The sequence below is a fragment of the Halalkalibacter hemicellulosilyticusJCM 9152 genome, assembly GCF_000513115.1.
GTDB classification, from domain to species: domain Bacteria; phylum Bacillota; class Bacilli; order Bacillales; family Bacillaceae_D; genus Halalkalibacter; species Halalkalibacter hemicellulosilyticus.
The window spans coordinates 40972-61491 of the sequence record NZ_BAUU01000008.1; the positions used below are offsets into that span (position 1 = coordinate 40972).

The 20520-nt window shown below is 38.1% G+C and carries 19 protein-coding genes; 17 read left to right on the forward strand and 2 right to left on the reverse strand.

Features of this window, described 5'->3' with window-relative positions:
* Positions 1–18: 18 nt before the first annotated feature.
* Together JCM9152_RS06110 and JCM9152_RS21320 are read right to left on the reverse strand one after the other, a co-directional pair.
* Positions 19–1053: an anthranilate phosphoribosyltransferase gene (locus JCM9152_RS06110; protein ID WP_052015661.1), complete on the reverse strand. Its 1035-nt coding sequence runs from the start codon at positions 1051–1053 to the stop codon at positions 19–21.
* Positions 1050–1658 (reverse strand): ANTAR domain-containing response regulator, encoded by a 609-nt coding sequence (locus tag JCM9152_RS21320; RefSeq protein ID WP_052015663.1) that lies wholly within the window; start codon positions 1656–1658, stop codon positions 1050–1052. Before JCM9152_RS21320 ends, JCM9152_RS06110 begins: the two co-directional genes overlap by 4 nt.
* Positions 1659–2351: 693 nt before the next feature.
* Here JCM9152_RS21320 and JCM9152_RS06120 point away from each other — a divergent pair.
* The 17 genes from JCM9152_RS06120 to moaA all read left to right on the forward strand — a co-directional run bounded on the left by JCM9152_RS06120 (position 2352) and on the right by moaA (position 20470).
* A complete protein-coding gene (locus JCM9152_RS06120; RefSeq protein WP_201768788.1) occupies positions 2352–3230 on the forward strand; it encodes a CmpA/NrtA family ABC transporter substrate-binding protein in 879 nt (292 codons plus the stop codon).
* Positions 3231–3319: 89 nt separating this feature from the next.
* A complete protein-coding gene (locus JCM9152_RS22950; RefSeq protein ID WP_201768789.1) occupies positions 3320–3595 on the forward strand; it encodes a hypothetical protein in 276 nt (91 codons plus the stop codon).
* A 5-nt stretch (positions 3596–3600) separates the two neighbouring features.
* On the forward strand, positions 3601–4350 hold the full coding sequence (gene ntrB / locus JCM9152_RS06125; RefSeq protein WP_052015665.1) for a nitrate ABC transporter permease: 750 nt from the start codon (positions 3601–3603) through the stop codon (positions 4348–4350).
* Positions 4351–4444: 94 nt separating this feature from the next.
* The gene (locus tag JCM9152_RS06130) at positions 4445–5236 is read left to right on the forward strand and encodes an ABC transporter ATP-binding protein (RefSeq protein ID WP_052015667.1); all 792 of its coding nucleotides are present in this window, start codon (positions 4445–4447) and stop codon (positions 5234–5236) included.
* A 124-nt stretch (positions 5237–5360) separates the two neighbouring features.
* Positions 5361–5531, forward strand: a complete 171-nt coding sequence (gene tatA / locus JCM9152_RS21785) for a twin-arginine translocase TatA/TatE family subunit (protein ID WP_173402062.1) — start codon at positions 5361–5363, stop codon at positions 5529–5531.
* A gap of 33 nt (positions 5532–5564) precedes the next feature.
* Positions 5565–6272 (forward strand): twin-arginine translocase subunit TatC, encoded by a 708-nt coding sequence (gene tatC / locus JCM9152_RS06135; RefSeq protein WP_035342114.1) that lies wholly within the window; start codon positions 5565–5567, stop codon positions 6270–6272.
* Positions 6273–6433: 161 nt separating this feature from the next.
* Positions 6434–7987 (forward strand): response regulator transcription factor, encoded by a 1554-nt coding sequence (locus JCM9152_RS06140; protein ID WP_035342116.1) that lies wholly within the window; start codon positions 6434–6436, stop codon positions 7985–7987.
* 3 nt (positions 7988–7990) lie between these two features.
* Entirely contained in the window at positions 7991–9736 is a 1746-nt protein-coding gene (locus tag JCM9152_RS06145; protein ID WP_035342119.1) for a sensor histidine kinase, read from the forward strand.
* Between the two features lie 285 nt (positions 9737–10021).
* Positions 10022–11350, forward strand: a complete 1329-nt coding sequence (locus JCM9152_RS06150) for an ABC transporter substrate-binding protein (RefSeq protein ID WP_035342121.1) — start codon at positions 10022–10024, stop codon at positions 11348–11350.
* A gap of 183 nt (positions 11351–11533) precedes the next feature.
* A complete protein-coding gene (locus tag JCM9152_RS06155; protein ID WP_081727926.1) occupies positions 11534–12385 on the forward strand; it encodes a carbohydrate ABC transporter permease in 852 nt (283 codons plus the stop codon).
* Positions 12378–13202, forward strand: a complete 825-nt coding sequence (locus JCM9152_RS06160) for a carbohydrate ABC transporter permease (RefSeq protein ID WP_035342127.1) — start codon at positions 12378–12380, stop codon at positions 13200–13202. The genes JCM9152_RS06155 and JCM9152_RS06160 overlap by 8 nt, the downstream gene beginning before the upstream one ends.
* A 230-nt stretch (positions 13203–13432) precedes the next feature.
* A complete protein-coding gene (locus JCM9152_RS06165) occupies positions 13433–14485 on the forward strand; it encodes a BTAD domain-containing putative transcriptional regulator (RefSeq protein WP_235715646.1) in 1053 nt (350 codons plus the stop codon).
* A gap of 268 nt (positions 14486–14753) precedes the next feature.
* Complete coding sequence (locus tag JCM9152_RS06170) at positions 14754–16451, forward strand: ABC transporter substrate-binding protein (RefSeq protein ID WP_173402061.1); 1698 nt, start codon at positions 14754–14756, stop codon at positions 16449–16451.
* 216 nt (positions 16452–16667) lie between these two features.
* A complete protein-coding gene (locus JCM9152_RS06175; protein WP_035342132.1) occupies positions 16668–16964 on the forward strand; it encodes a hypothetical protein in 297 nt (98 codons plus the stop codon).
* A gap of 22 nt (positions 16965–16986) precedes the next feature.
* Positions 16987–17574, forward strand: coding sequence for a class D sortase, LPxTATN-specific (srtD, locus tag JCM9152_RS06180; RefSeq protein ID WP_035342136.1), 588 nt, complete (start codon positions 16987–16989; stop codon positions 17572–17574).
* Between the two features lie 117 nt (positions 17575–17691).
* The gene (gene katX, locus JCM9152_RS06185) at positions 17692–19281 is read left to right on the forward strand and encodes a catalase KatX (protein WP_035342140.1); all 1590 of its coding nucleotides are present in this window, start codon (positions 17692–17694) and stop codon (positions 19279–19281) included.
* Positions 19282–19453: 172 nt separating this feature from the next.
* Complete coding sequence (gene moaA / locus JCM9152_RS06190; protein ID WP_035342144.1) at positions 19454–20470, forward strand: GTP 3',8-cyclase MoaA; 1017 nt, start codon at positions 19454–19456, stop codon at positions 20468–20470.
* Positions 20471–20520: the final 50 nt, after the last annotated feature.

Sequence of the window (20520 nt, forward strand, 5' to 3'; positions counted from 1 at the left end):
TTTGCACGAAGCATATAACTATATCGCTACAGATTGATGCATCGATTCTTTCCATAATTGAAATTGATTAAAGGCGCGGCCACTGTCAATGGCATAATTCGCTTCATAAATGCCTTCTTCAATTGAAGGTGTTTTGCCACTAATCCACAAGCGAACGCCAGCGTTTAAAATAACAGTATGATAAAAGGCGAGATCTGCAGTTCCTTTTAGTACGGAAAGAGAGACGTCCATTTGGCGTTTGGCTGTCCATTTCATCTCAGGATAAGTAGCGCTTAATTCATATAAATGTGGATCAATAACATTCCACTCTTCATAGATTTCATTAAAAACATACACTCTAGATCGTCGGTCAATCGGTAAATCTTCTGAGCCTTCCATTCCTTGAACGATCATTCCTCGTTTTACACCAGATTTCTTTAATACTTCGGTCATCTTATTCATGATCGTTCCATGATAAATTCCAATTGCCATATAGGGGGATTCTGAAAAACGAAGGAGCTTTTCGATAGTATTTAGCATTGTTCTCATTCCTAATTGTTGACGAATGGGACGCAATCGTTGTAAAGGTGGACACCATTGTTCGGTTGGGAGGATGAAGACCCCGCTTTTTTTGGCTGCATGAATGATTGTTTTCTGCTCTTTATGATCAAGTGAAATGTGAATGGTCTGAAGCATGTCATATAACGTGATCCCTTGTTTTGGTGGTAATGTTGGACTACTATGCAAGGTGACTGGTATACCGAACGAACTTAATACAAATGCTGTAGCGAAAGAGGAGTAGAAGCTACGATTTCGTCCATCATATGGTCCAGAACAGTCTATACTACCTTCAATTGGATGAATTGTACTAAGTGATCTAAATTGATCAATAAATGCTAGCAGTTCATCAACGGATTCCATTTTCATTCGTTCGGCTGTTAAAAATGCACCAATTTGTGCATCGCTTGCTTGCCCAAATACAATCTGTTCAGCAGCTCGCAGCGCTTCTTCTGACGTTAAATCTCTCGCCCCACGCTTTCCACGAGCGACTTCTTTAATAAACATATCCATCATGTATTCGTCTCCCCTTTGTTAGTCATTAATAGTGGATAGATGCTGGTGATCGAAATGGCGACATCCACCATTCGTTTTCGTTCAGACATGGCTTGTTTTCGAATGAAGTCATACGCTTCTGGTTCTGATAATTGTTTTACTTCACAAAGTATCGCTTTTGCTTTTTCAATATGCTTTCGCTCTTCTATTTTCATTCGTAATTGTTCCATTTCTTTTTCAGCTTGAATTCGTTGTAAATACGTATTTGAACAAATATGGAGTGCCCAATGAAGCTCTTGGTCAGTCATTTGCGATGAAAGCATCATATCAATGTTCGCTTTAATTTGACAGTTTGCCCTGGAGCTTGCGTCCTCGTGATACCACCAAATGAATGGAAGAGAATGTTTACTAAATTCACTTTTATTAAGGGTATCAATATCCGAAACTGTACTGCAAATAATAACGGCATCGACTCGATAGATGAATAATTCAATTGATGAAACATCTGTTATTTTATGAACACGATATCCTAAATCCTGCAATCGGCTCCCTAGATTAGTTGAATCTGATGGACTGTATTGCTTCTTCATTTCAGGACTCATATACAATAAAAAGCTATCAAGCATACCATTTGACCTCCTTCCAAGGATAAGGTGAACATCATTTGAACAGCATTCATCTAGTATTAACGTAATAAAAAAATGATGAAAATGGGCGTAATTCGTTACATTATTTTACAAGGTATTGTATGACTATTTTTTGGTGTCTCTGTTCTATAAACATGTCACACATTTCATACAGGTCGTTGCAAATAAGTGTGTAATGTTTCCTAACAGAAGCGGTTGACGAATCATTTGGCTTTGGTCTAAAGTGTGATTATGCAAGCACCACTCAACGATCGAGTGTACTGAACACATTGGCGTGTTCAATTTAAAATGGAAGTCCAGCGATAGTCTGCACTTTCTATTCATCTATTTTTAAGTAGATGCTCATATTCGGCAACGAAGCCGCAAAGGAATCAAGACTCCTTTGCGGCTTTTTTTACAGATAAGAAAGTATAAAATTCGAGGGAGAAATGTGAGAGGAACCGAAGAAGCAAGTGGGATCATTCAATGAAGAGCGTTGGCTTCGCTCGTTACACGTTATTCTGAAAGAACTCCACTTTCAGAATAACTGAAATCCGTTGTAACGGCTCCGAACAACGCAATTAAGAAAAAACGCGATAGCGTTTTTCTTTACAGCATTTAAGTAAAATCATCATGTCGGACTTAAATGAATGTTATCACTACATGTAGAGTTGAAAGGGTGGAGAAAACAGTATGAAATCAGTGACGCGTAGGGAATTTTTGAAGAAATCAAGTATGGCAGGAGCAGCAGCTTTAATGGTACCAAGTGCTTTTTTAGCAGCGTGTGGCAGTACGAATAGCGGAGGTAGTAGCAACAGTGATGTCATTAAAATAGGCTTTATTCCATTAACGGACTGTGCTTCAGTCGTCATGGCAAAGGAATTAGGATTGTATGAAAAGTACGGAGTGAATGTCGAAGTGACGAAGGAAGCGTCTTGGGCCTCTGTTCGCGATAAGTTATTATCAGGTGATTTAGATGCAGCGCATTGTTTGTTTGGGATGCCGTTCTCAGTTTATACCGGGGTTGGTGGAAGTGTTGGTAGTGAATTACCGATTGCGATGATGATAAATGCAAATGGACAAGGAATTTCGTTATCGAGTGATTTCTGTCATGTTGGCTTTGGCGATATTAAAGCTGCCAAAACAGCGATTGAACAAGAGATGGCCCAACGTGAAGTAACCTTTGCGATGACCTTCCCAGGAGGAACGCACGATCTATGGCTTCGATATTGGTTAGGAGCGGTTGGCATTGATCAATCTCAAGCACAAATTATTACTGTGCCACCTCCACAAATGGTTTCCAACATGCAGGTTGGTAATATGGATGGATTCTGTGTTGGTGAACCTTGGAACGGTGTAGCCGTTCGTGATGACCTTGGTTTTACACATCTATCTTCACAGGATATTTGGAAAGATCACCCTGAGAAAGCCCTTGTTCTTAACAAGAACTTTAGTGAGAAGACAGATGAAGTGAAAGCGATCATGAAGGCTATATTAGTAGCCTCTCAATGGTTGGATGATATGAATAATCGTAAGGAAGCGGCAGAGGTGATTGGTCATCAAGCTACGTAAACGCGCCAGCAGAAGAAATTGAAAATCGTTTACATGGTCGATATAACCTCGGTTGTGGGTTAGGTGAACATATATATGAAGATGACTATATGATTTTTCATAAGGATGGGTTTGTCAATGCACCGCGAAAATCACATGCAATGTTCTTTTTGAGCCAATATGTCCGTTTCGGCTATTTAGAGGATCACCCAGATTATGAAGCAATAGCAGAGAAATTAATTATGACTGATTTATATGAAGAAGTAGCTAGTGAAATGAATATTTCGATTCCTGATGATGATATGCAGCCATTTGAATTAAAGCTAGATGGAGCTGTTTTTGATCCGAACGATCCAATTCAATCATTAGAACAATATGGAGGGTGATCATAATGAGTACACAACAAAATGTCGGTCAAAGTGTAATTCGCACAAATAGGAAAGCAGTGTTACCTACTAATTTGATAGCTGCATTAGGAAAGATCGGTTATATTGCAGGAAGTGTCGCTATTTTACTGCTCATATGGGAGATCGTTAGCTGGCTGTCGAGTGAGGCTCTTCCACGTCCAGCAACAACGTTAAGTGTGCTTTGGAGCATGGTTTCTAACCCATTTTACGATTATGGGCCTAATGATAAAGGGATAGCGATCCAATTTATGGCTTCGTTACAACGAGTATTTGCAGGATTTTTATTAGGGGCTCTTGTGGCGATTCCGCTTGGGATTGTAATGGGAATGGTTCCTTTTTGCAGACAGTTGTTTGATCCGATCGTTCAAGTACTTAAGCCTGTTTCTCCGTTAGCGTGGTTTCCGATTGGATTAGCAGCATTTCAATCGGTAGGGCCTGCAACAATCTTCATCATCTTCATTACATCGCTATGGCCAACGGTGGTGAATACGGCATTTGGTGTGTCGGCGATACCGAAGGATCATCAAAATGTCGCAGCTGTATTCCGTTTTTCTAAGTGGAAGTATTTAACGAAGGTTTTATTGCCTTATACGTTACCTCACATTTTAACAGGGTTGCGTCTAAGCCTAGGGATTGCCTGGATGGTTATCGTGGCTGCTGAAATGCTATCTGGTGGTACAGGAATTGGTTTCTTTGTTTGGGATAGCTGGAACGCATTAAGCTTGAGCGAGTGATTGCGGCGATTGTGCTAATTGGTCTTGTCGGACTTGTCTTAGATCGTGGGATTCATTACATCGAACAAAAATTCTCATACGGGAGGTAATCATTATGTCTTATTTAAACGTTGAATCGATTACTAAGGTGTTTCCAACGAAAAAAGGCGATTTTCAAGCATTAGACACGGTTCATTTGTCGGTTGAGAAAGGGGAGTTTGTCTCGTTGATTGGTCATTCTGGTTGTGGGAAGTCAACGGTGTTAAATATTATCGCTGGCTTAGAGACACCAACGACAGGCCAAATTATACTCGATCATCAAGTAGTGAAAGGACCAGGTCCAGAGCGGGGAGTCGTGTTCCAAAACTATTCCTTACTCCCATGGCTATCTGTCTATGGAAATGTGTATGAAGTCGTCGATGCAGTGTTTCCATCTTATTCAAAAGCAGAGAAGAAAAGCATTGTAGAGCATTATTTAAGTGTGGTTGGTTTATGGAAGCATCGCCACAAGCGACCTGATGAGATATCAGGTGGGATGAAGCAACGAGCAGCGATTGCACGTGCCTTTGCTGTAAGACCTCAAGTGTTACTGCTAGATGAACCATTTGGTGCATTAGATGCTTTAACGAGAGCGACATTGCAAGATGAGCTCATTCATTTAATTAAGCCTAAAGAGGAAGAAGGAGCGAAAACCGTCATTATGGTGACACATGACATTGATGAAGCCATTTATTTATCAGATCGAGTCGTCGTCATGACGAATGGCCCTGCAGCGACGATTGATACGGTTATTGATATACCATTAGAGCGCCCGAGAACACGTAAGGATATTATTCATGAGAAGAAGTACAACGAATTAAAGGAAGAGCTGCTTGAATATTTACATGGCAGTCCAGCTCATGTGTAGAACGTAAGCGGGCATAAAAAAAGGTTAATGATAAACGTCTTAGTGCACTAAGGACACAGAAAATATTAAACTACAAGCCTTTTCAGTATTCATATGAAACTAGTAGGGGGGATTTTAAGTGGGAATTGGATCAATTGGTATACCAGGGTTAATTTTAATATTAATAATAGCACTTGTCATATTCGGACCGAAGAAACTACCGGAAATCGGAAATGCATTTGGACGTACGTTACAGGAGTTTAAAAAAGGGACAAAGGAATTAACGGATAGCTTTGAAGATCAGTCAAAAAAATAATGAACAAGATCGGGAGATTGGAGGTGGTGAGTCATGGAATATGCTGAGTCAATGCCAATTGTTGATCACCTAGAGGAATTACGAAGGCGAATTATTGCGATAGGGATTGCATTTGTTTCGGTATTTTTATTATCATTCTTTTTTGTTCAAGATATTTATTTTTACTTGATTAAGGATCTTGAAGGGAAGTTAACGATATTAAGCCCAATAGATGTGCTGTGGGCCTATGTGATGATTGCCACCGTAGTGACATTAACAGTAATAGTTCCTTTTATTGGTTATCATATTTGGCGTTATGTAGCTCCTGGAATGAGCGAGAAGGAAAAGTCAGCTGGCATTATGTATATTCCGGCTTTTTTCTTCCTATTTATTTTAGGATTACTGTTTGGTTTTTACGTTATTTTTCCAACAGTGATGTCCTTTTTCACGTCGGTAGCAGACGGACAATTTGAAGTGATGTATACGGTAGATCGCTATTTTAAATTCATGTTTTCTTTAACTGTGCCACTAGCCCTTTTATTTGAATTACCGGTTGTTGTCTTATTCTTAACGAAAATAGGGATGATCAGTCCAGCGTTTCTTGTGAAAAATCGTAAGTATGCCTATTTTATTTTAATTTGTTTATCGGTTCTTGTGTCACCGCCAGATTTTCTATCAGATGTGTTAGTTATTATTCCTCTTCTCATATTATATGAAGTGAGTGTAACGATCTCACGATTTGTGTATCGTAAAGGAAATTAAGCGATAAATTGAAAAGAGTGGAGATGTCATAGAGAAGGTATACGCTACCGTCTGAGGCATCTCTTTATTTGCTTTTCGTAAGAAAGCAGGAAACGGTCTCCTTTAAGTAGAATGAGTAAAATATGTTATAATCTAAATTACTACAAATGGGGGGAACGTTCATGCAAGATCTTTATCGTGTCCTAATAGTAGATGATGAGCCGCTTATTAGACAAGGGATTAAGCATTATTTGGACTGGGAAAAGGCCGGCTTTGAAATTGTTGGTGAAGCTTCAAATGGACAAGAAGCGTTAGCTCTTATTCCTCGATGTCAGCCCCACATTATGTTGACAGATATGGTTATGCCGATAATGGATGGAGAAGTATTAACGAAGGAAATGAAGCAACATTATCCGGATATCCAAGTTGTTATTTTAAGTAGCTTTGGAGAGTATGATTATGTTCGTTCGGCTTTTCATCATGGTGCCATTGATTATATTCTTAAACCGAAATTGAATGCTAAGGATTTACATGATGTATTACGTAAAGCCGCTAAGCATATACCAAAAGGGTTAAAGCACGAAGAGACTTATGAGAAAGCTGTCTCATCTAAGTCTACTCAAATAGAAAAGGTAATAGATGGGTATAGTTCGAAGGAAGATATTGACCAATTATGTGAGGTTTTCACGTATCCATATTTTTGTTTAATAGGTGTAGTGAGCAGAAATGAAAGCGATGACATTAATAAGGTAGAATGTGCAGAAAGGTTATTGGCCCCTTTTTATAAAGAGCATGAAGATCAAGTCCGATACACGTGGATTAAAGAAGATCAACATACTGCTATGGCGATTATAAATTTGAATAATCTTGAACTATATGAACGTTTGAAAAATGTATGTCAGGTAGAAGCTCAAATATCTTTTATAATGACATCATGTTTTGAACAATTAGAGCAGTTACGTCGTATTTATTTGGAAGAATGGAAAGAGTTGACCCAGCTTCCGTTTTATTTTTCTGAGCAGTCATTAATTTGCAGTGAGGATGCTTCTTGTACAGAGAAGGAGGAATCTTTTAATTTAGATTGGTTTACAGATGAATTGAAGAACGGACATTACGATCTTGCCTTTCAATATTTACGACAATACAGCTATAGCTTAGTACAGTCGGCTCGTTTAAGTGTGAATGAGTTTAGAAGCTTCTTCAATCATATTTTTTTTACGGTGACGATTCTTTTAAGTAATCATGGTTATGAGAGATCGAAGTTAGAGCAGGTTAAGTTCTCGTATGTATCGAAAGTTAGTGCAGCGTTAAGTGCTCATGAAGTCATTGAATATATGGAAAGATTTATAGAAGAGATGAACGATACTGTTAATCAAGTAAATGTGAAGGGAAATGAAGATAGTATACAGCAAGTGATCGAGTACATCTCTACTCATTATCATGAGCCTATTAGTTTGAATGTTGTTGCAGAAATGTTCCATTTTAATGCTTCGTATTTATCAACACAGTTCTCTCATCATATGAAAGTAGGATTTAATGAATATGTAAATCGAATACGGATTGAGTACGCTTGTAAGCAATTAACGGAAGGAAAGCGCCCTATCGCTGAAATTGGCGAGGTTGTCGGTTATTCGGACCATAGTTACTTCTGCAAAGTATTTAAGAAATTAAAGGGGGTTTCACCAAGCTACTATCGACGACAGCAAAAGAAGGGTCAACTAAGAGAGTTGGGGTAAGCAATGATTCCTAAACGATTTCAGCATAGAAGCTTATTTATTAAACTATTTGTTATTACGGTGTTATTGATGATTATCGTTTCAACTTCTATTACGTGGACGACGATTCGCATGTCAGAACGTTTTTTTATTAATACATTTAGTATTACGAATTCACAAATATTAAAGCAAGTTGAAGGCTCGATTGATACGTTTCATTATTCTTTAGTAATGGCTTCCAATCAGCTCATTCAAAATAATGAGGTGAAAAATTATTTAACAAAGGAATACTCGAGCCTGGATTTGTTGAATTCCTATTATTATATGGACCAAGAAATTGAGAGAACGAAACGTTTTTTTAGTGCCCATGATATCGGTGTTCTCATCGCAGGAAAAAACGGTCAAGTGTATACATCTGAACGCTCACAATGGCCGATTTCAGATCAGGAGCTTTATGCAAGTGATATTACGAAACTATCGATGCTCTATCCGAGAAAAATGCTCTATCAAGTGGATCCTTCAGCGAGAGTGCCGATTATCGTTATTTCAAGAGCTTTCTTAGATCGGACGAATGATTCAACGTATGGGGTCATGTACTTTACGATACGAGAAGCTGACTTTCAGCCTTTCTATGAAAGCTACACTTCACCTGGAAATGATATATTGCTAATGAATCAAGCGGGTGAAGTCGTTTCTAGTAATCGCCATGATCTGATTGGGAAGCAAAATTGGTCCTTGTTGCAATATGCAAATGAGCTAGCTGATCGTCGTCTTGACTATTTGACGACGACGATTGATCAAGAAGATCATATTATCTTCTCTACGTATATCCCTTCTATTGATTTGTATTTAATTAACATGTTGAATAAAGATGTTGCCTTTGCCGATTTAATTGATACAAGGGCGATATTTCTATTATGTATGCTCATTACATTTGTAGCTGTCATTATTGTGTTCCTCGTATCACAACGGTTGACGAATTCGATTGCAACATTAGTTCGCCAAATAGACCATGTTTCTGAAAATCAATTCGATCATTATATGACGTTACAAGATACGTATGAAACGAAGAAGATTGGTCAGGCCTTTAATCGCATGTTGGATGAGCTTCACATGTATGTGGAAAAGGTGGTGGAAAGTGAAAAGCAGAAACGTCAAGCGGAGTTCGCTGCATTACAGCAACAAATTAATCCCCATTTTCTCTATAACACATTAACTTCCGTACAATTTCTTGTTCAGCAAGGAAGTAAAGAAGAGGCTGTTGATACCGTTCGTTCGTTAATTTCACTTTTACAAAGTACATTAAGTAATGGTGATGAGATGATTACAGTGAAGCAGGAAGTTGAGAATTTAAAGCATTATGTGTTCATTCAGCAGAAGCGTTATGGTGATCGAATACATGTTGATTATTTTGTAGAAGAGAGTTGCACAAATATCCTTATACCTAAATTAATTTTGCAGCCTTTTGTAGAGAATGCTTTTTTTCATGCGTTCAATGAACAGGAAACGGGATTTATCCACATCTATACATGGTTAGATGATCACAGACTTGTATGTGAAATTGTCGATAATGGTAAAGGGATGGAGTTGAAGAAGCCTATAGAAGAAGGACAACGTAAAAGTTCATCGTTCTTTAAAGGAATTGGTATAAAGAATGTCGATGAACGTATTCAATTTTTGTATGGAGAGTCATATCGTGTGCTCGTGCAAAGTGAACTTCAACAAGGTACAAGAGTACGCTTGACCCTTTCTGTTAAAGGAAGGCGCTGAAACAATTCGGTTTTTAACCTTTCCGTTTCCTTAATAAGGAGGGGAATTATGGAGGCACTGAAAAATAACTGCTTGGTATTTGCTTCAGTGTCTTTACGTGTGGATATACTCTAAAAGGGTTAACAAAGAAATATCCTAATTTCCAAAGAAAGTACTAGTCGACGTTGTGTGAAAACGATAAAAAGTCCAAATATAACTAGAAATCTTCCTAACAGTATAAGTAGGTAAGGTGTTAAAATTTTAATATAAGTAAGCGCTTACAATTAAAAGACAGGGGGATTTAAAATGAAAAAATGGTTGATTGCGATCTTAATGGTAGCTCTTTTCGTGTTAGTGGCTTGCTCTGACTCTACTGAAGAGTCATCTACAGAGAACGGATCAGATTCAGATGATACAGAAGATGTAACAGAAGGGGCTAGTGGAGAAGGAAAGGTTACGGTATGGGCTTGGGATATGAACTTTAATATTAAAGCACTAGAAATCGCCAAAGAGCATTATCAAGCGATCAATCCAAATGTTGAATTCGAAATTATTGAAAATGCTCAAGATGATATTGTACAAAGGTTAAATACGAGCTTGAGCTCTGGTACAACAAGAGGTTTACCAAATATTGTTTTAATAGAAGATTATCGTGCTCAAAGCTTTTTAAATGCTTATCCAGATTCTTTTCACCCAATTACGGGAGCGTTTAACGCAGATGACTTTGCTCCTTATAAATTAGCACCGACAAGCTTTGGTGGAGAGAATTATGGCCTTCCATTTGATACAGGCGTAACGGGCTTATTCGTTCGAACTGATTATTTAGAGGAAGCAGGCTATACAGCAGATGACTTATCAAATATTGATTGGCACGAATATATCGAGATAGGTAAGGATGTGTATGAAGCGACAGGCAAGAAGATGATTACCACTGATCCTAGTGATTTAGGTCTTATTCGTACGATGATTCAATCGGCAGGGTCATGGTATATGGAAGACGATGGGGTTACACCAAATTTAGCGAACAATGAAGCATTGAAAGCGTCCTTTGAAGTGTATAAAGAAATGGTTGAAGCGGATATTATGGGCTTTCATTCAGACTGGAGCCAGTTCTTACAAGGCTTCAATAGTGGAGACGTTGCGACTGTGCAAACAGGAAATTGGATTAGTCCTTCAATCAGGGCAGAAGATTCTCATGCTGGCTTATGGAAAGTCGTTGAACAACCGAGACTAAGTGGAGTTGAGGGAGCAGTAAATGCCTCAAACTTAGGGGGATCGTCATGGTATGTGATTGATATCGATGGGAAAGAAGATGCCGTTGATTTCTTAGCACAAACGTTTGGTTCGAATGTTGATTTTTACCAAGATTTAGTTACTGAAATTGGTGCAATCGGGACATATTCACCTGCAGCAGAAGGAGACGCGTATCAATTAGAAGATGATTTCTTCCAAGGTCAAAGTATTATTGCGACTTTCTCAGAATGGGCCGAGGATATTCCGCAAATTAACTATGGGATGCATACGTATGCGATTGACGACATTCTAGTCGTGGAAATGCAAAACTATTTAAATGGAAAGGATTTAGATGATGCGTTAGCAGATGCACAAGCACAAGCGGAAGCTTCATTAAATTAAACAAGGGAGAGTGTGGATGTCCTAAAAGGTGAAAAGTATCCCCTTTAGGACATTCACTACATCTAACGCTTTTTTTCTTAAATTAAGAGAGGGGTGGGGAAAGTGTTAACTGCCAAGCAAGAAAACCAACCAACTCAGCTTAAGCCGAAGCGACCATTAACTCGGTTACGTATTAAAAAATCGATGATTGGATGGTCTTTTATCATTTTATCTGTTTTCATGATCGGGCTTTTTTATTTTTATCCAATGCTACGAGCGTTCATCTTATCCTTTCAATCAGGATCAGGGAATAACTTAGAATTTATTGGATTTGCTAATTATACGAGACTGTTTTCAGATCCTGTTTTTATAACCGCCGTACAGAATACGGTACTTTATTTTCTTATTCAAGTACCAGTGATGTTAATTCTTGCGTTATTTTTTTCAGTGCTACTCAATGATCGAACGTTAAAAGGGAGAGGATTCTTTCGGATTGCGATCTTTCTTCCTTGTGTAACATCGTTAGTGGCGTATTCTGTTGTATTTAAGTATATGTTTGGTGCAGATGGGTTCATTAATGTGATGCTTCTAAATTTTTCATTAATCTCAGAGCCCATTCAATGGCTCACGAATTCGTTTTGGGCGAAAGTAACGATTATTATTGCGATTACGTGGAGATGGACAGGATATAACATGATCTTTTATTTGTCGGCGCTGCAAAATATTGACCCAGCTATTTATGAAGCTGCACGGATCGATGGAGCATCGTCATTTACCCAATTTTTCCGAATTACGGTGCCAATGTTAAAACCGATAATTTTATTTACATCGATTATGTCGACGATTGGAACATTACAATTATTTGATGAGGTGATGAATATAACGGGTGGTGGTCCAGGTAATGCGACGATTACCATTTCGCAATATATTTATAACATTTCATTCAAATACACTCCTGACTTTGGCTATGCTGCAACTGTTTCGTATGCGATCGTAGTGATGGTTGTGTTCTTTTCCATTATTCAGTTTAAAGTAGCAGGTGATAAAAATGCGTAACGTTAAACGGATTTTCACATATTTATTTTTGTCAGTGGCCGCCCTTATTTCGATCCTTCCGTTTCTTTGGATGGTTGTTAGTTCAACGAATCGTTCTGTAGATGTGACAGGTGGTCGATTACTACCGGGAACACATTTATTTGAAAATATCCGTAATTTATTTGCGACTGTTGATATTGTGCAAGCTCTTTGGAATTCAACACTTATTGCTGTTGGAACAACTGTCCTAGCCCTATTGATAGGTTCATTAGCAGGATATGGATTTGAAATTTATCGAAGTCGAACAAAGGATATTGTTTTTTCGATTTTATTATTATCAATGATGATTCCTTTTGCCGCGTTAATGGTTCCATTGTTTCGTTTGTTTGGAACGATTTCACATATTATTCCGGCGATTGGCATTGATACACTTGCAGCAGCAGCTCTTCCGACCATTACAACAGCCTTTCTTATTTTTCTATTTAGACAAAATACAAAGTTCTTTCCGAAAGATATATTGGAAGCTGCTAGAATTGATGGTGTATCAGAGATTGGAATCTTTTTTCGAATTTACATGCCAACGATGAAAGCAACGTATGCAGCAGCAGCCATAATTACGTTTATGAATAGCTGGAATAACTACCTATGGCCGTTAGTTGTATTGCAATCTCAGGATCGGCAAACGATTCCATTACTAATTTCAACATTAGGTTCAAGCTATTCTCCTGATTATGGTTTAATCATGACTGCGATTGTCATAGCAACGCTACCTACGGCGGTTATTTTCTTTTTGATGCAACGACATTTTGTAGCGGGAATGCTTGGTTCAATCAAATAGTTGTAAATTCTCTTTTATTAATTCATCCCGTATGTAAGGAACGAATGAAATCCTTACATGCGGTTTTTTTATTGTTTAAAAAATGAACAACTTCGAATAAAGATAGTATTTGTCATTTTGTTGCGAATATCATAGAATAATAGTTATACATGGAATGATATGGAATTTTATAAGGTTTTACGGACTAGAACTTTAGATTCATATGTATGTTAGGGGGTCATTTTTTTGTGATGGTAAATGTCCTAATCATTGATGATGATAATGAATCATTACGTAAACTTACACTTTATTTAAATCGTTATCGTACAGTAAATGTGGTAGGTAGTTGTTCGGATATTAACCAAGGGTTAATGAAGTTACAAATTAAGTCAGTTAATCTTATTTTTGTAGCTAGCAAATGGCGATTTATTGTTGATAGGAAGCAAAGAGAGAAACGAAAGGAACAAGAAGTGAAACTTATTGAATTAACAGATGACTATGTTGAAACATCGCTATTGTGTAAAACGATTCCTTATTGTTTAAAAAAACCGGTGATTGAAGGTGAGATTAATCAAATTATAACAACTTATTTGAGAGTAAAGGATGAAGACAAAATCGAAGTTTCGTTTTTAGGAGCCTTTCATATACAAGTAAATGGAAAAGAAATACAATGGGATGATCCAAAAGAAAAGGAACTTTGTGCCTATTTCTTTCATCAGCATTCTATTGTACCTCTTGCAACTATTTTAAAAGATGTGTGGTCGTTCTTGCCAGCTCACATAGCAAAATCTTATTTTTTTCAATATGTAGCAAGTTTGCAACGGAAATTTCATGAATGCGGTAGTCAGTATGAACATTTTCAATGTATAGAAGGTCCAATGATTTGGGGAGAAGCTAACATATTTTGCGATATTGATCAAGTAGCTTACTTAGCACAACAAGTAGTTAATAAACCAATTGAACTATTAAGAAATCGAATTGAACACGTTTGTTCCTTGTATAGGGGACATTATTTAGAAGATGAGAATTATCAATGGGCCACTACTAGGCGTGACATTGTCAAAAGTCAATATTTATTCTTGCTACAGCAAATAGGTTTCTATTATTATGCTGAGCAAGATTGGGAGAAAAGCATTCTATGGTTAAAGAAGATGGTGTTGGAGGACCCTACGTTTGAAGAAGCTTCTTCTAAGATCATGAATGCTTACTTAGAACTTGGTAAGAAAGTCGATGCATTGAAATTCTATATTCAATTAAAGCGTCAACTTCAATTGAATGGTCAAGAACCCCCCTACAAATCGTGAATCTTTTTAAACAACTTAAGAAAGAAATGACCATAATATGCTCAGATAATTAAGCTAGAGTCAAGTGGATTCTAGCTTTTACTAACTAAGGGTATCTTTATTATATTGTGTCACTTGTTTATACATGTTAAAGTTAATATCTGAAGTAGAAAATATAATTTTTAAGGTTTAATCTTTAGTTTGTAGAGTGACTGAACTAAGTCTTTAAATATACAATGAAAGGGCTTACAGGAAAGGTAAGCAATTTCAAAAAAGGGGGAATTGCAGTATGTTTATTAGTAAGAAAAACTTTTTCTTATGTCTAGCGTTGGCGCTAATGTTAGCGTTAGTCGCTTGCTCAGGTGACAATACGTCAGGTGATGAGTCAAGTGATACAAACGACGATTCTAGTACTGGAGAAGAAACAGCGGCGGACAATGAACCATTTACGTTTTCGTATTTCAATGGTTCAACGACACTTCCGAATATTAACTCAAGAGAAACAACAATTGGGGCTATGTTTGAAGAGGAATTGAACACCACTGTTGACATGGAGTATATTACTGGGGATCTTAACACACGTATTGGTACGATGGTCGCATCGGGTCAATATCCAGATGTTATTGAGCCAAATGAAGCAATTGATGCCTTATTGGATGCTGAAGCATTCATCCCGTTAAATGATTTAATTGATGAATATGCGCCTGACTTGAAAGCGCTTTATGAGCCGTACCTTGATGCGATGACTCATGAAGATGGAAATATTTATTATATTCCAATGGGAGCGGATCAAGGCTTTATCCCTCCAGCTAACCAAGATCAAGGAGCATTTTGGATTCAACGTGAAGTATTACGTGAGTTTGATTATCCTGAAATTACGACGTTAGATGAATATTTTGATTTAATTGAAGCTTATGCTGAAAAGTATCCTGAAATTGACGGTGCTTCGACAATTGGTTATACAGCTTTGACGTATGATTGGAGATTCTTTGCACTATCCAATGTACCAAACCATTTAGCAGGCTATCCGAATGATGGTGGCGTATGGGTAGATATGGATACACATGAAGCGGAAATTTACGCTGACAAAGAAGAGACAAGACGTTATCTTGAGAAATTAAATGAAATTAATGCAAAAGGGTTATTTGATCGAGAAGCATTTGTTGCGAACTATGATGAATATTTAGCGAAAATTTCTTCTGGTCGACTATTAGGTTTCTTTGACTATGGTTGGCAAGCAAATGTGGCTATGAATGTTCATCGACAAGATGGCGACCATTACAAAGAGTACATGGGGCTTCCGATTGTATTTGATGAAGATATTACAGATCAGTACCTTGATCCACCAGCATTTGTTACGAACCGTGGTGTAGGTATTACGACAAGCGCTGATAATCCTGAGCGTATTATGGAATTCTTTAACCACATTGCTAAGGAAGAGACGCAAAAGCTTGTTATGTGGGGAATTGAAGGAGAAACATATGAAGTCGATGAAGATGGTATGTACTATCGTACACCAGAACAAATTACGATGACTGAAGATGAAGATTGGAGACAAGATTTCGGGTTCGCCTACTTTGAGTGGTATTGGCCTCGTGGAGGCGGTGTATTCTCAGATGGGAATGCTTGGGAGCCTCGCCGACAGCCTGCCGTTGTACAAGAAACGTATAATGACGTAGACCGTGAATTCTTAGATGCATACGGATTAGAAACGTTTACGCAAATTTTTGCTGAGCCAGAGGATCGCCCTTGGTACCCAACATGGAGTGCTAATATTGAACAAGGTTCAGATCCTGAAATTTTCGAACAGCGTCTAGAAGATATTCAGCGTGATTTCTTCCCGCGTTTAGTACTATCAGATCCATCAGAGTTTGATGGTATTTGGGAAGATTATGTTGCACGAGTGAATGAGCTTGATGTTGAAGGATATGAAGCGTTCTTCACAGAAGTTGTTAAGAGTCGTGTTGAAGCATTTGAAGGTGAATAAGTAAGTGATGAAGAAGCTAGCTAAAGGCTGGCTTCTTTTTCTGTATAGAGCAAATCAATAATAAAGCGCTTACTAAAAAGATTGCTTTTTCCTATATTTCAGTTATAATCAAAATTGAGAATATTTAGTAATCTGAATGGACTGTTTTCTCATTCGAATAGGAATAGCCAAAACCACCGTTTGTTTGGTATTCTATAAGGGAAAGGATGAGACAACATGGGATTTTGGAATAAAGAACGATTCAAGAGTGATTGGCAACAGGCGAAGAAAGACTCAGAGCGTGCTTATCAACAAAAGCATCAGTCGCAGTCTCAAACGAATAAATCAAAAGCAAGCTATGCGCAAAGTAAAACACATAAAATTATTTTATCCTTTACATATGCAATTACAGTGCCATTTCTCGGTCTAATTATCGGCAGTATGTTTAGTGAGATTGGTGCAACAATCGGTTGGTTTATTGGAGGGTTAATTGGCTTTACAGGTTTAATTTCTGTTTGGAAACGTTCAAAATGAGATAAAGGAGTTGATGTAGTAAATGAAAATATTTGCGAATATCATTATTATCGTTGGACTTGCTCTCGTCATTTATAGTGGCTATAACATTTATGATAATCATGCGAAGCAAAATGAATCGATTGCCCAAGCAAATGAACTTATAACGAAAACACAGTCTGATAGTGAAGGAGATAAGCCCAATTCAGCTGAAGATATGGATATTGATCAAGGGGATGTGATTGGAATTTTATATATCCCACGATTCGATAAGGAACTTCCGATTGTTTCAGGTACAGATGAGGATGAACTTGACCGAGGAGTAGGTCACTATACAACAACCGTTCTTCCAGGGCAAGGAGACCAAATCCTCCTTTCTGGTCACCGTGATACGGTTTTTCGCGGATTTGGTGATTTAGAAATGGGCGATGAGTTCATTGTGAAGATGCCATATGGTGAATTTACGTATGTGATGTATGAGGATGAAATCGTTGATGCGGATGATCGAACAGTGATTCGTTCAACAGCACCTGATGAAATTTTAACATTATCGACTTGCTATCCATTTAGCTTTGTAGGATCGGCACCAGATCGATATATCGTTTATGCTAAACCGGTTGAAGCGGAATAAACCAATTCGTAACCTAGCTAGTAGACTTAATGAGTCTGTAGCTAGGTTTTTTGTATGCTATACATAATCTATCATCCTTATGGGTAAATTGAAAAGGACTTTTAAAGGAGGTAGATTATGGTGAATGAAGAAAATGTTATCGGAAATGAACGTGAAGATGAGTTAACGAATCGCCAAGGTCATCCAGTCACAAATAACCAGCATGTTCGAACAGTTGGAAATCGTGGGCCGACAACGTTAGAAAATTATGATTTTCTTGAGAAGATTAGTCATTTCGATCGTGAGAGAATTCCTGAGCGAGTTGTTCATGCAAGAGGTGCGGGTGCTCACGGTTATTTTGAAGCATATGGTACTTTTGGTGAAGAGCCGATTTCAAATTATACGAGAGCTAAGCTGTTCCAAGAAAAGGGTAAACGGACACCGGTATTTGTTCGTTTCTCTACTGTAATTCATGGTGGGCATTCTCCGGAAACGCTACGTGACCCTCGTGGATTTGCGACAAAATTTTATACAGAGGATGGTAATTGGGATTTAGTCGGGAATAATTTGAAGATTTTCTTTATTCGTGATCCCCTTAAATTTCCTGATCTAGTTCATGCCTTTAAGCCTGATCCAGTTACAAATGTACAGGATATTGAGCGGATTTTCGACTTTGTCAGTCATTCACCTGAAGCGACACATATGGTGACATTTCTCTTTTCTCCTTGGGGCATTCCGGCTAATTATCGTATGATGCAAGGATCAGGTGTGAATACATATAAATGGGTGAACAGCGAGGGAGAAGGATTTTTAGTGAAATATCATTGGGAACCTAAGCAAGGTATTCGTAATTTAACCCAGGAAGAGGCGGAGGTACTCCAAGCGAAAAACTTCAATCATGCTACATTAGACTTGTATGATTCAATTGAAAATGGTGATTATCCTGAATGGGAGCTGTTTGTGCAAGTGCTACCTGATGGTGAGAACCCTCAGCTTGATTACGATCCACTTGACCCAACAAAGTTGTGGTATAAGGAGGATGTCCCTTGGCAACCAGTAGGAAGAATGGTGTTAGATCGTAACCCAGAGGATTATTATAATGAAGTAGAGCAAGTTGCATTTGGAACAGGCGTACTTGTAGATGGTCTAGACTTTTCTGATGACAAGCTTTTACAAGGGAGAACGTTTTCATACTCTGACACTCAACGGTATCGTGTAGGTGCGAATTATTTACAGCTACCAATCAATGCCCCGAAGAAGCGTGTGGCGACGAATCAACGCGGTGGCCAAATGGAATACCATGTTGATCGCGGAGAACATCAGAACCCTCATGTGAACTATGAGCCGTCTACGTTAGGAGGCTTAGATGAAGCGGAAAATCCAGGTGTTGAACATACGCCATATGTTGAAGGGAACGTAAAGCGAGAGTCGATTGATCGGACAAATGATTTTGCTCAGGCTGGTGAAACGTATCGACGATTTACCGATTTTGAAAGAGATGAATTAATAAAAAATTTAGTCAATAATTTATCGACCTGTGATGAACGAATTCAGCAGCAAATGATTGAAAACTTTACGAAAGCAGATCCTGAGTATGGACGTCGAGTAAAGGAAGGGATTGCTCAAATGAATAATGATATGAATTCGAGTGGTCCAATTGGAACGACGAAAACAGATGAAGCCGTTCAGCAAGCTGAAGAGATGAGTCATCCATCTGATCCGTATTAAAACAATGGCAGCAATCACTTCTTAATGAGTTCACTTTTTTGTGGACCCTGAAAAAGGTTGGTTTTTACCTTTTTCGGGGTCTATCCTTGTGGTGATTATCACATTAACAAGCTATATGTGTTAGAATAGCATATAATATGATATAAAGGATTGACCTTAAGGAGGAAGCTCAATGACATTCGAACATGTATACGATCAATATGAGCGTCCATTACAGGATTTACGAATCTCGATCATTGATAAATGCAACTTTCGTTGTTCTTATTGTATGCCTGCCGAAATTTTTGGAGATGACTATGCCTTTCTACCAGAAGACAAGTTACTATCTTTTTCAGAGATTGAAAGAGTCGTCCGATTATTTACGAAGCTAGGAGTGAAAAAGCTACGTCTAACAGGTGGAGAACCTTTAATGAGGAAGGATGCACACTTACTCATTCGCCGCTTAGCAGCAATAGAGGGAATAGAGGATATTGCTTTAACGACAAATGGAGTATTTCTTGTTAAGGAAGCGAAAAGGCTAAAGGAAGCTGGGTTGCAACGAGTGAATGTAAGTTTAGATGCGATAACGGAACCAATTTTCCAAAAGATGAATGGAAGAAATGTCAAACCGAAGGCTGTATTAAGGGGGATTGATGCAGCAGTTAAGGCAGGTTTAGATGTGAAAGTTAATATGGTCGTTAAAAAGGGTGTCAATGATTGTGAAGTACTAAACATGGCTTCCTACTTTAAGGATCAACATATTACGCTTCGTTTCATTGAGTTTATGGATGTCGGTCAGACTAATGGCTGGAACTTTGCTGAGGTAGTCACGAAACAGGAATTAATGGAACAAGTATCGATTTTAGGTGAATTAGAGCCTGTAGATAAGGACTATTTAGGGGAGGTTGCCTCAAAATATCGTTACAAAGGGACGAATGTGGAAGTAGGCTTTATTTCTTCCGTGAGTGATACATTTTGTGGAAATTGTACAAGAGCGAGAATCTCAGCAGATGGGAAATTGTATACGTGTCTATTTGCGGAGGAGGGGCATTCATTAGTAGAATCACTTCGCTCTAATGCTACTGATCAAGAGATTTTGACAACTGTGCAAGGGATTTGGAATAAGCGATTCGACCGTTATTCTGAACTAAGAACAGAGGAATCAATGAAAAAGCGTAAGAAAATTGAAATGTCTTATATAGGTGGATGAATGGAAAAAGGAGTGGAAAGTCAAAACGCATATTTAGTTGTCTCATAGTA

Coding starts and splice junctions, on each gene's coding strand:
- JCM9152_RS06165 (WP_235715646.1), top strand. CDS start 13,433: ATGGTAAATGTCCTAATCATTGATGATGATAATGAATCATTACGTAAA.
- JCM9152_RS06140 (WP_035342116.1), top strand. CDS start 6,434: ATGCAAGATCTTTATCGTGTCCTAATAGTAGATGATGAGCCGCTTATT.
- katX (WP_035342140.1), top strand. CDS start 17,692: ATGGTGAATGAAGAAAATGTTATCGGAAATGAACGTGAAGATGAGTTA.
- JCM9152_RS22950 (WP_201768789.1), top strand. CDS start 3,320: ATGATTTTTCATAAGGATGGGTTTGTCAATGCACCGCGAAAATCACAT.
- JCM9152_RS06150 (WP_035342121.1), top strand. CDS start 10,022: ATGAAAAAATGGTTGATTGCGATCTTAATGGTAGCTCTTTTCGTGTTA.
- JCM9152_RS06175 (WP_035342132.1), top strand. CDS start 16,668: ATGGGATTTTGGAATAAAGAACGATTCAAGAGTGATTGGCAACAGGCG.
- JCM9152_RS21320 (WP_052015663.1), bottom strand. CDS start 1,658: ATGCTTGATAGCTTTTTATTGTATATGAGTCCTGAAATGAAGAAGCAA.
- JCM9152_RS06110 (WP_052015661.1), bottom strand. CDS start 1,053: ATGATGGATATGTTTATTAAAGAAGTCGCTCGTGGAAAGCGTGGGGCG.
- JCM9152_RS06155 (WP_081727926.1), top strand. CDS start 11,534: ATGATTGGATGGTCTTTTATCATTTTATCTGTTTTCATGATCGGGCTT.
- srtD (WP_035342136.1), top strand. CDS start 16,987: ATGAAAATATTTGCGAATATCATTATTATCGTTGGACTTGCTCTCGTC.
- JCM9152_RS06160 (WP_035342127.1), top strand. CDS start 12,378: ATGCGTAACGTTAAACGGATTTTCACATATTTATTTTTGTCAGTGGCC.
- moaA (WP_035342144.1), top strand. CDS start 19,454: ATGACATTCGAACATGTATACGATCAATATGAGCGTCCATTACAGGAT.
- JCM9152_RS06130 (WP_052015667.1), top strand. CDS start 4,445: ATGTCTTATTTAAACGTTGAATCGATTACTAAGGTGTTTCCAACGAAA.
- JCM9152_RS06145 (WP_035342119.1), top strand. CDS start 7,991: ATGATTCCTAAACGATTTCAGCATAGAAGCTTATTTATTAAACTATTT.
- tatC (WP_035342114.1), top strand. CDS start 5,565: ATGGAATATGCTGAGTCAATGCCAATTGTTGATCACCTAGAGGAATTA.
- ntrB (WP_052015665.1), top strand. CDS start 3,601: ATGAGTACACAACAAAATGTCGGTCAAAGTGTAATTCGCACAAATAGG.
- JCM9152_RS06120 (WP_201768788.1), top strand. CDS start 2,352: ATGAAATCAGTGACGCGTAGGGAATTTTTGAAGAAATCAAGTATGGCA.
- JCM9152_RS06170 (WP_173402061.1), top strand. CDS start 14,754: ATGTTTATTAGTAAGAAAAACTTTTTCTTATGTCTAGCGTTGGCGCTA.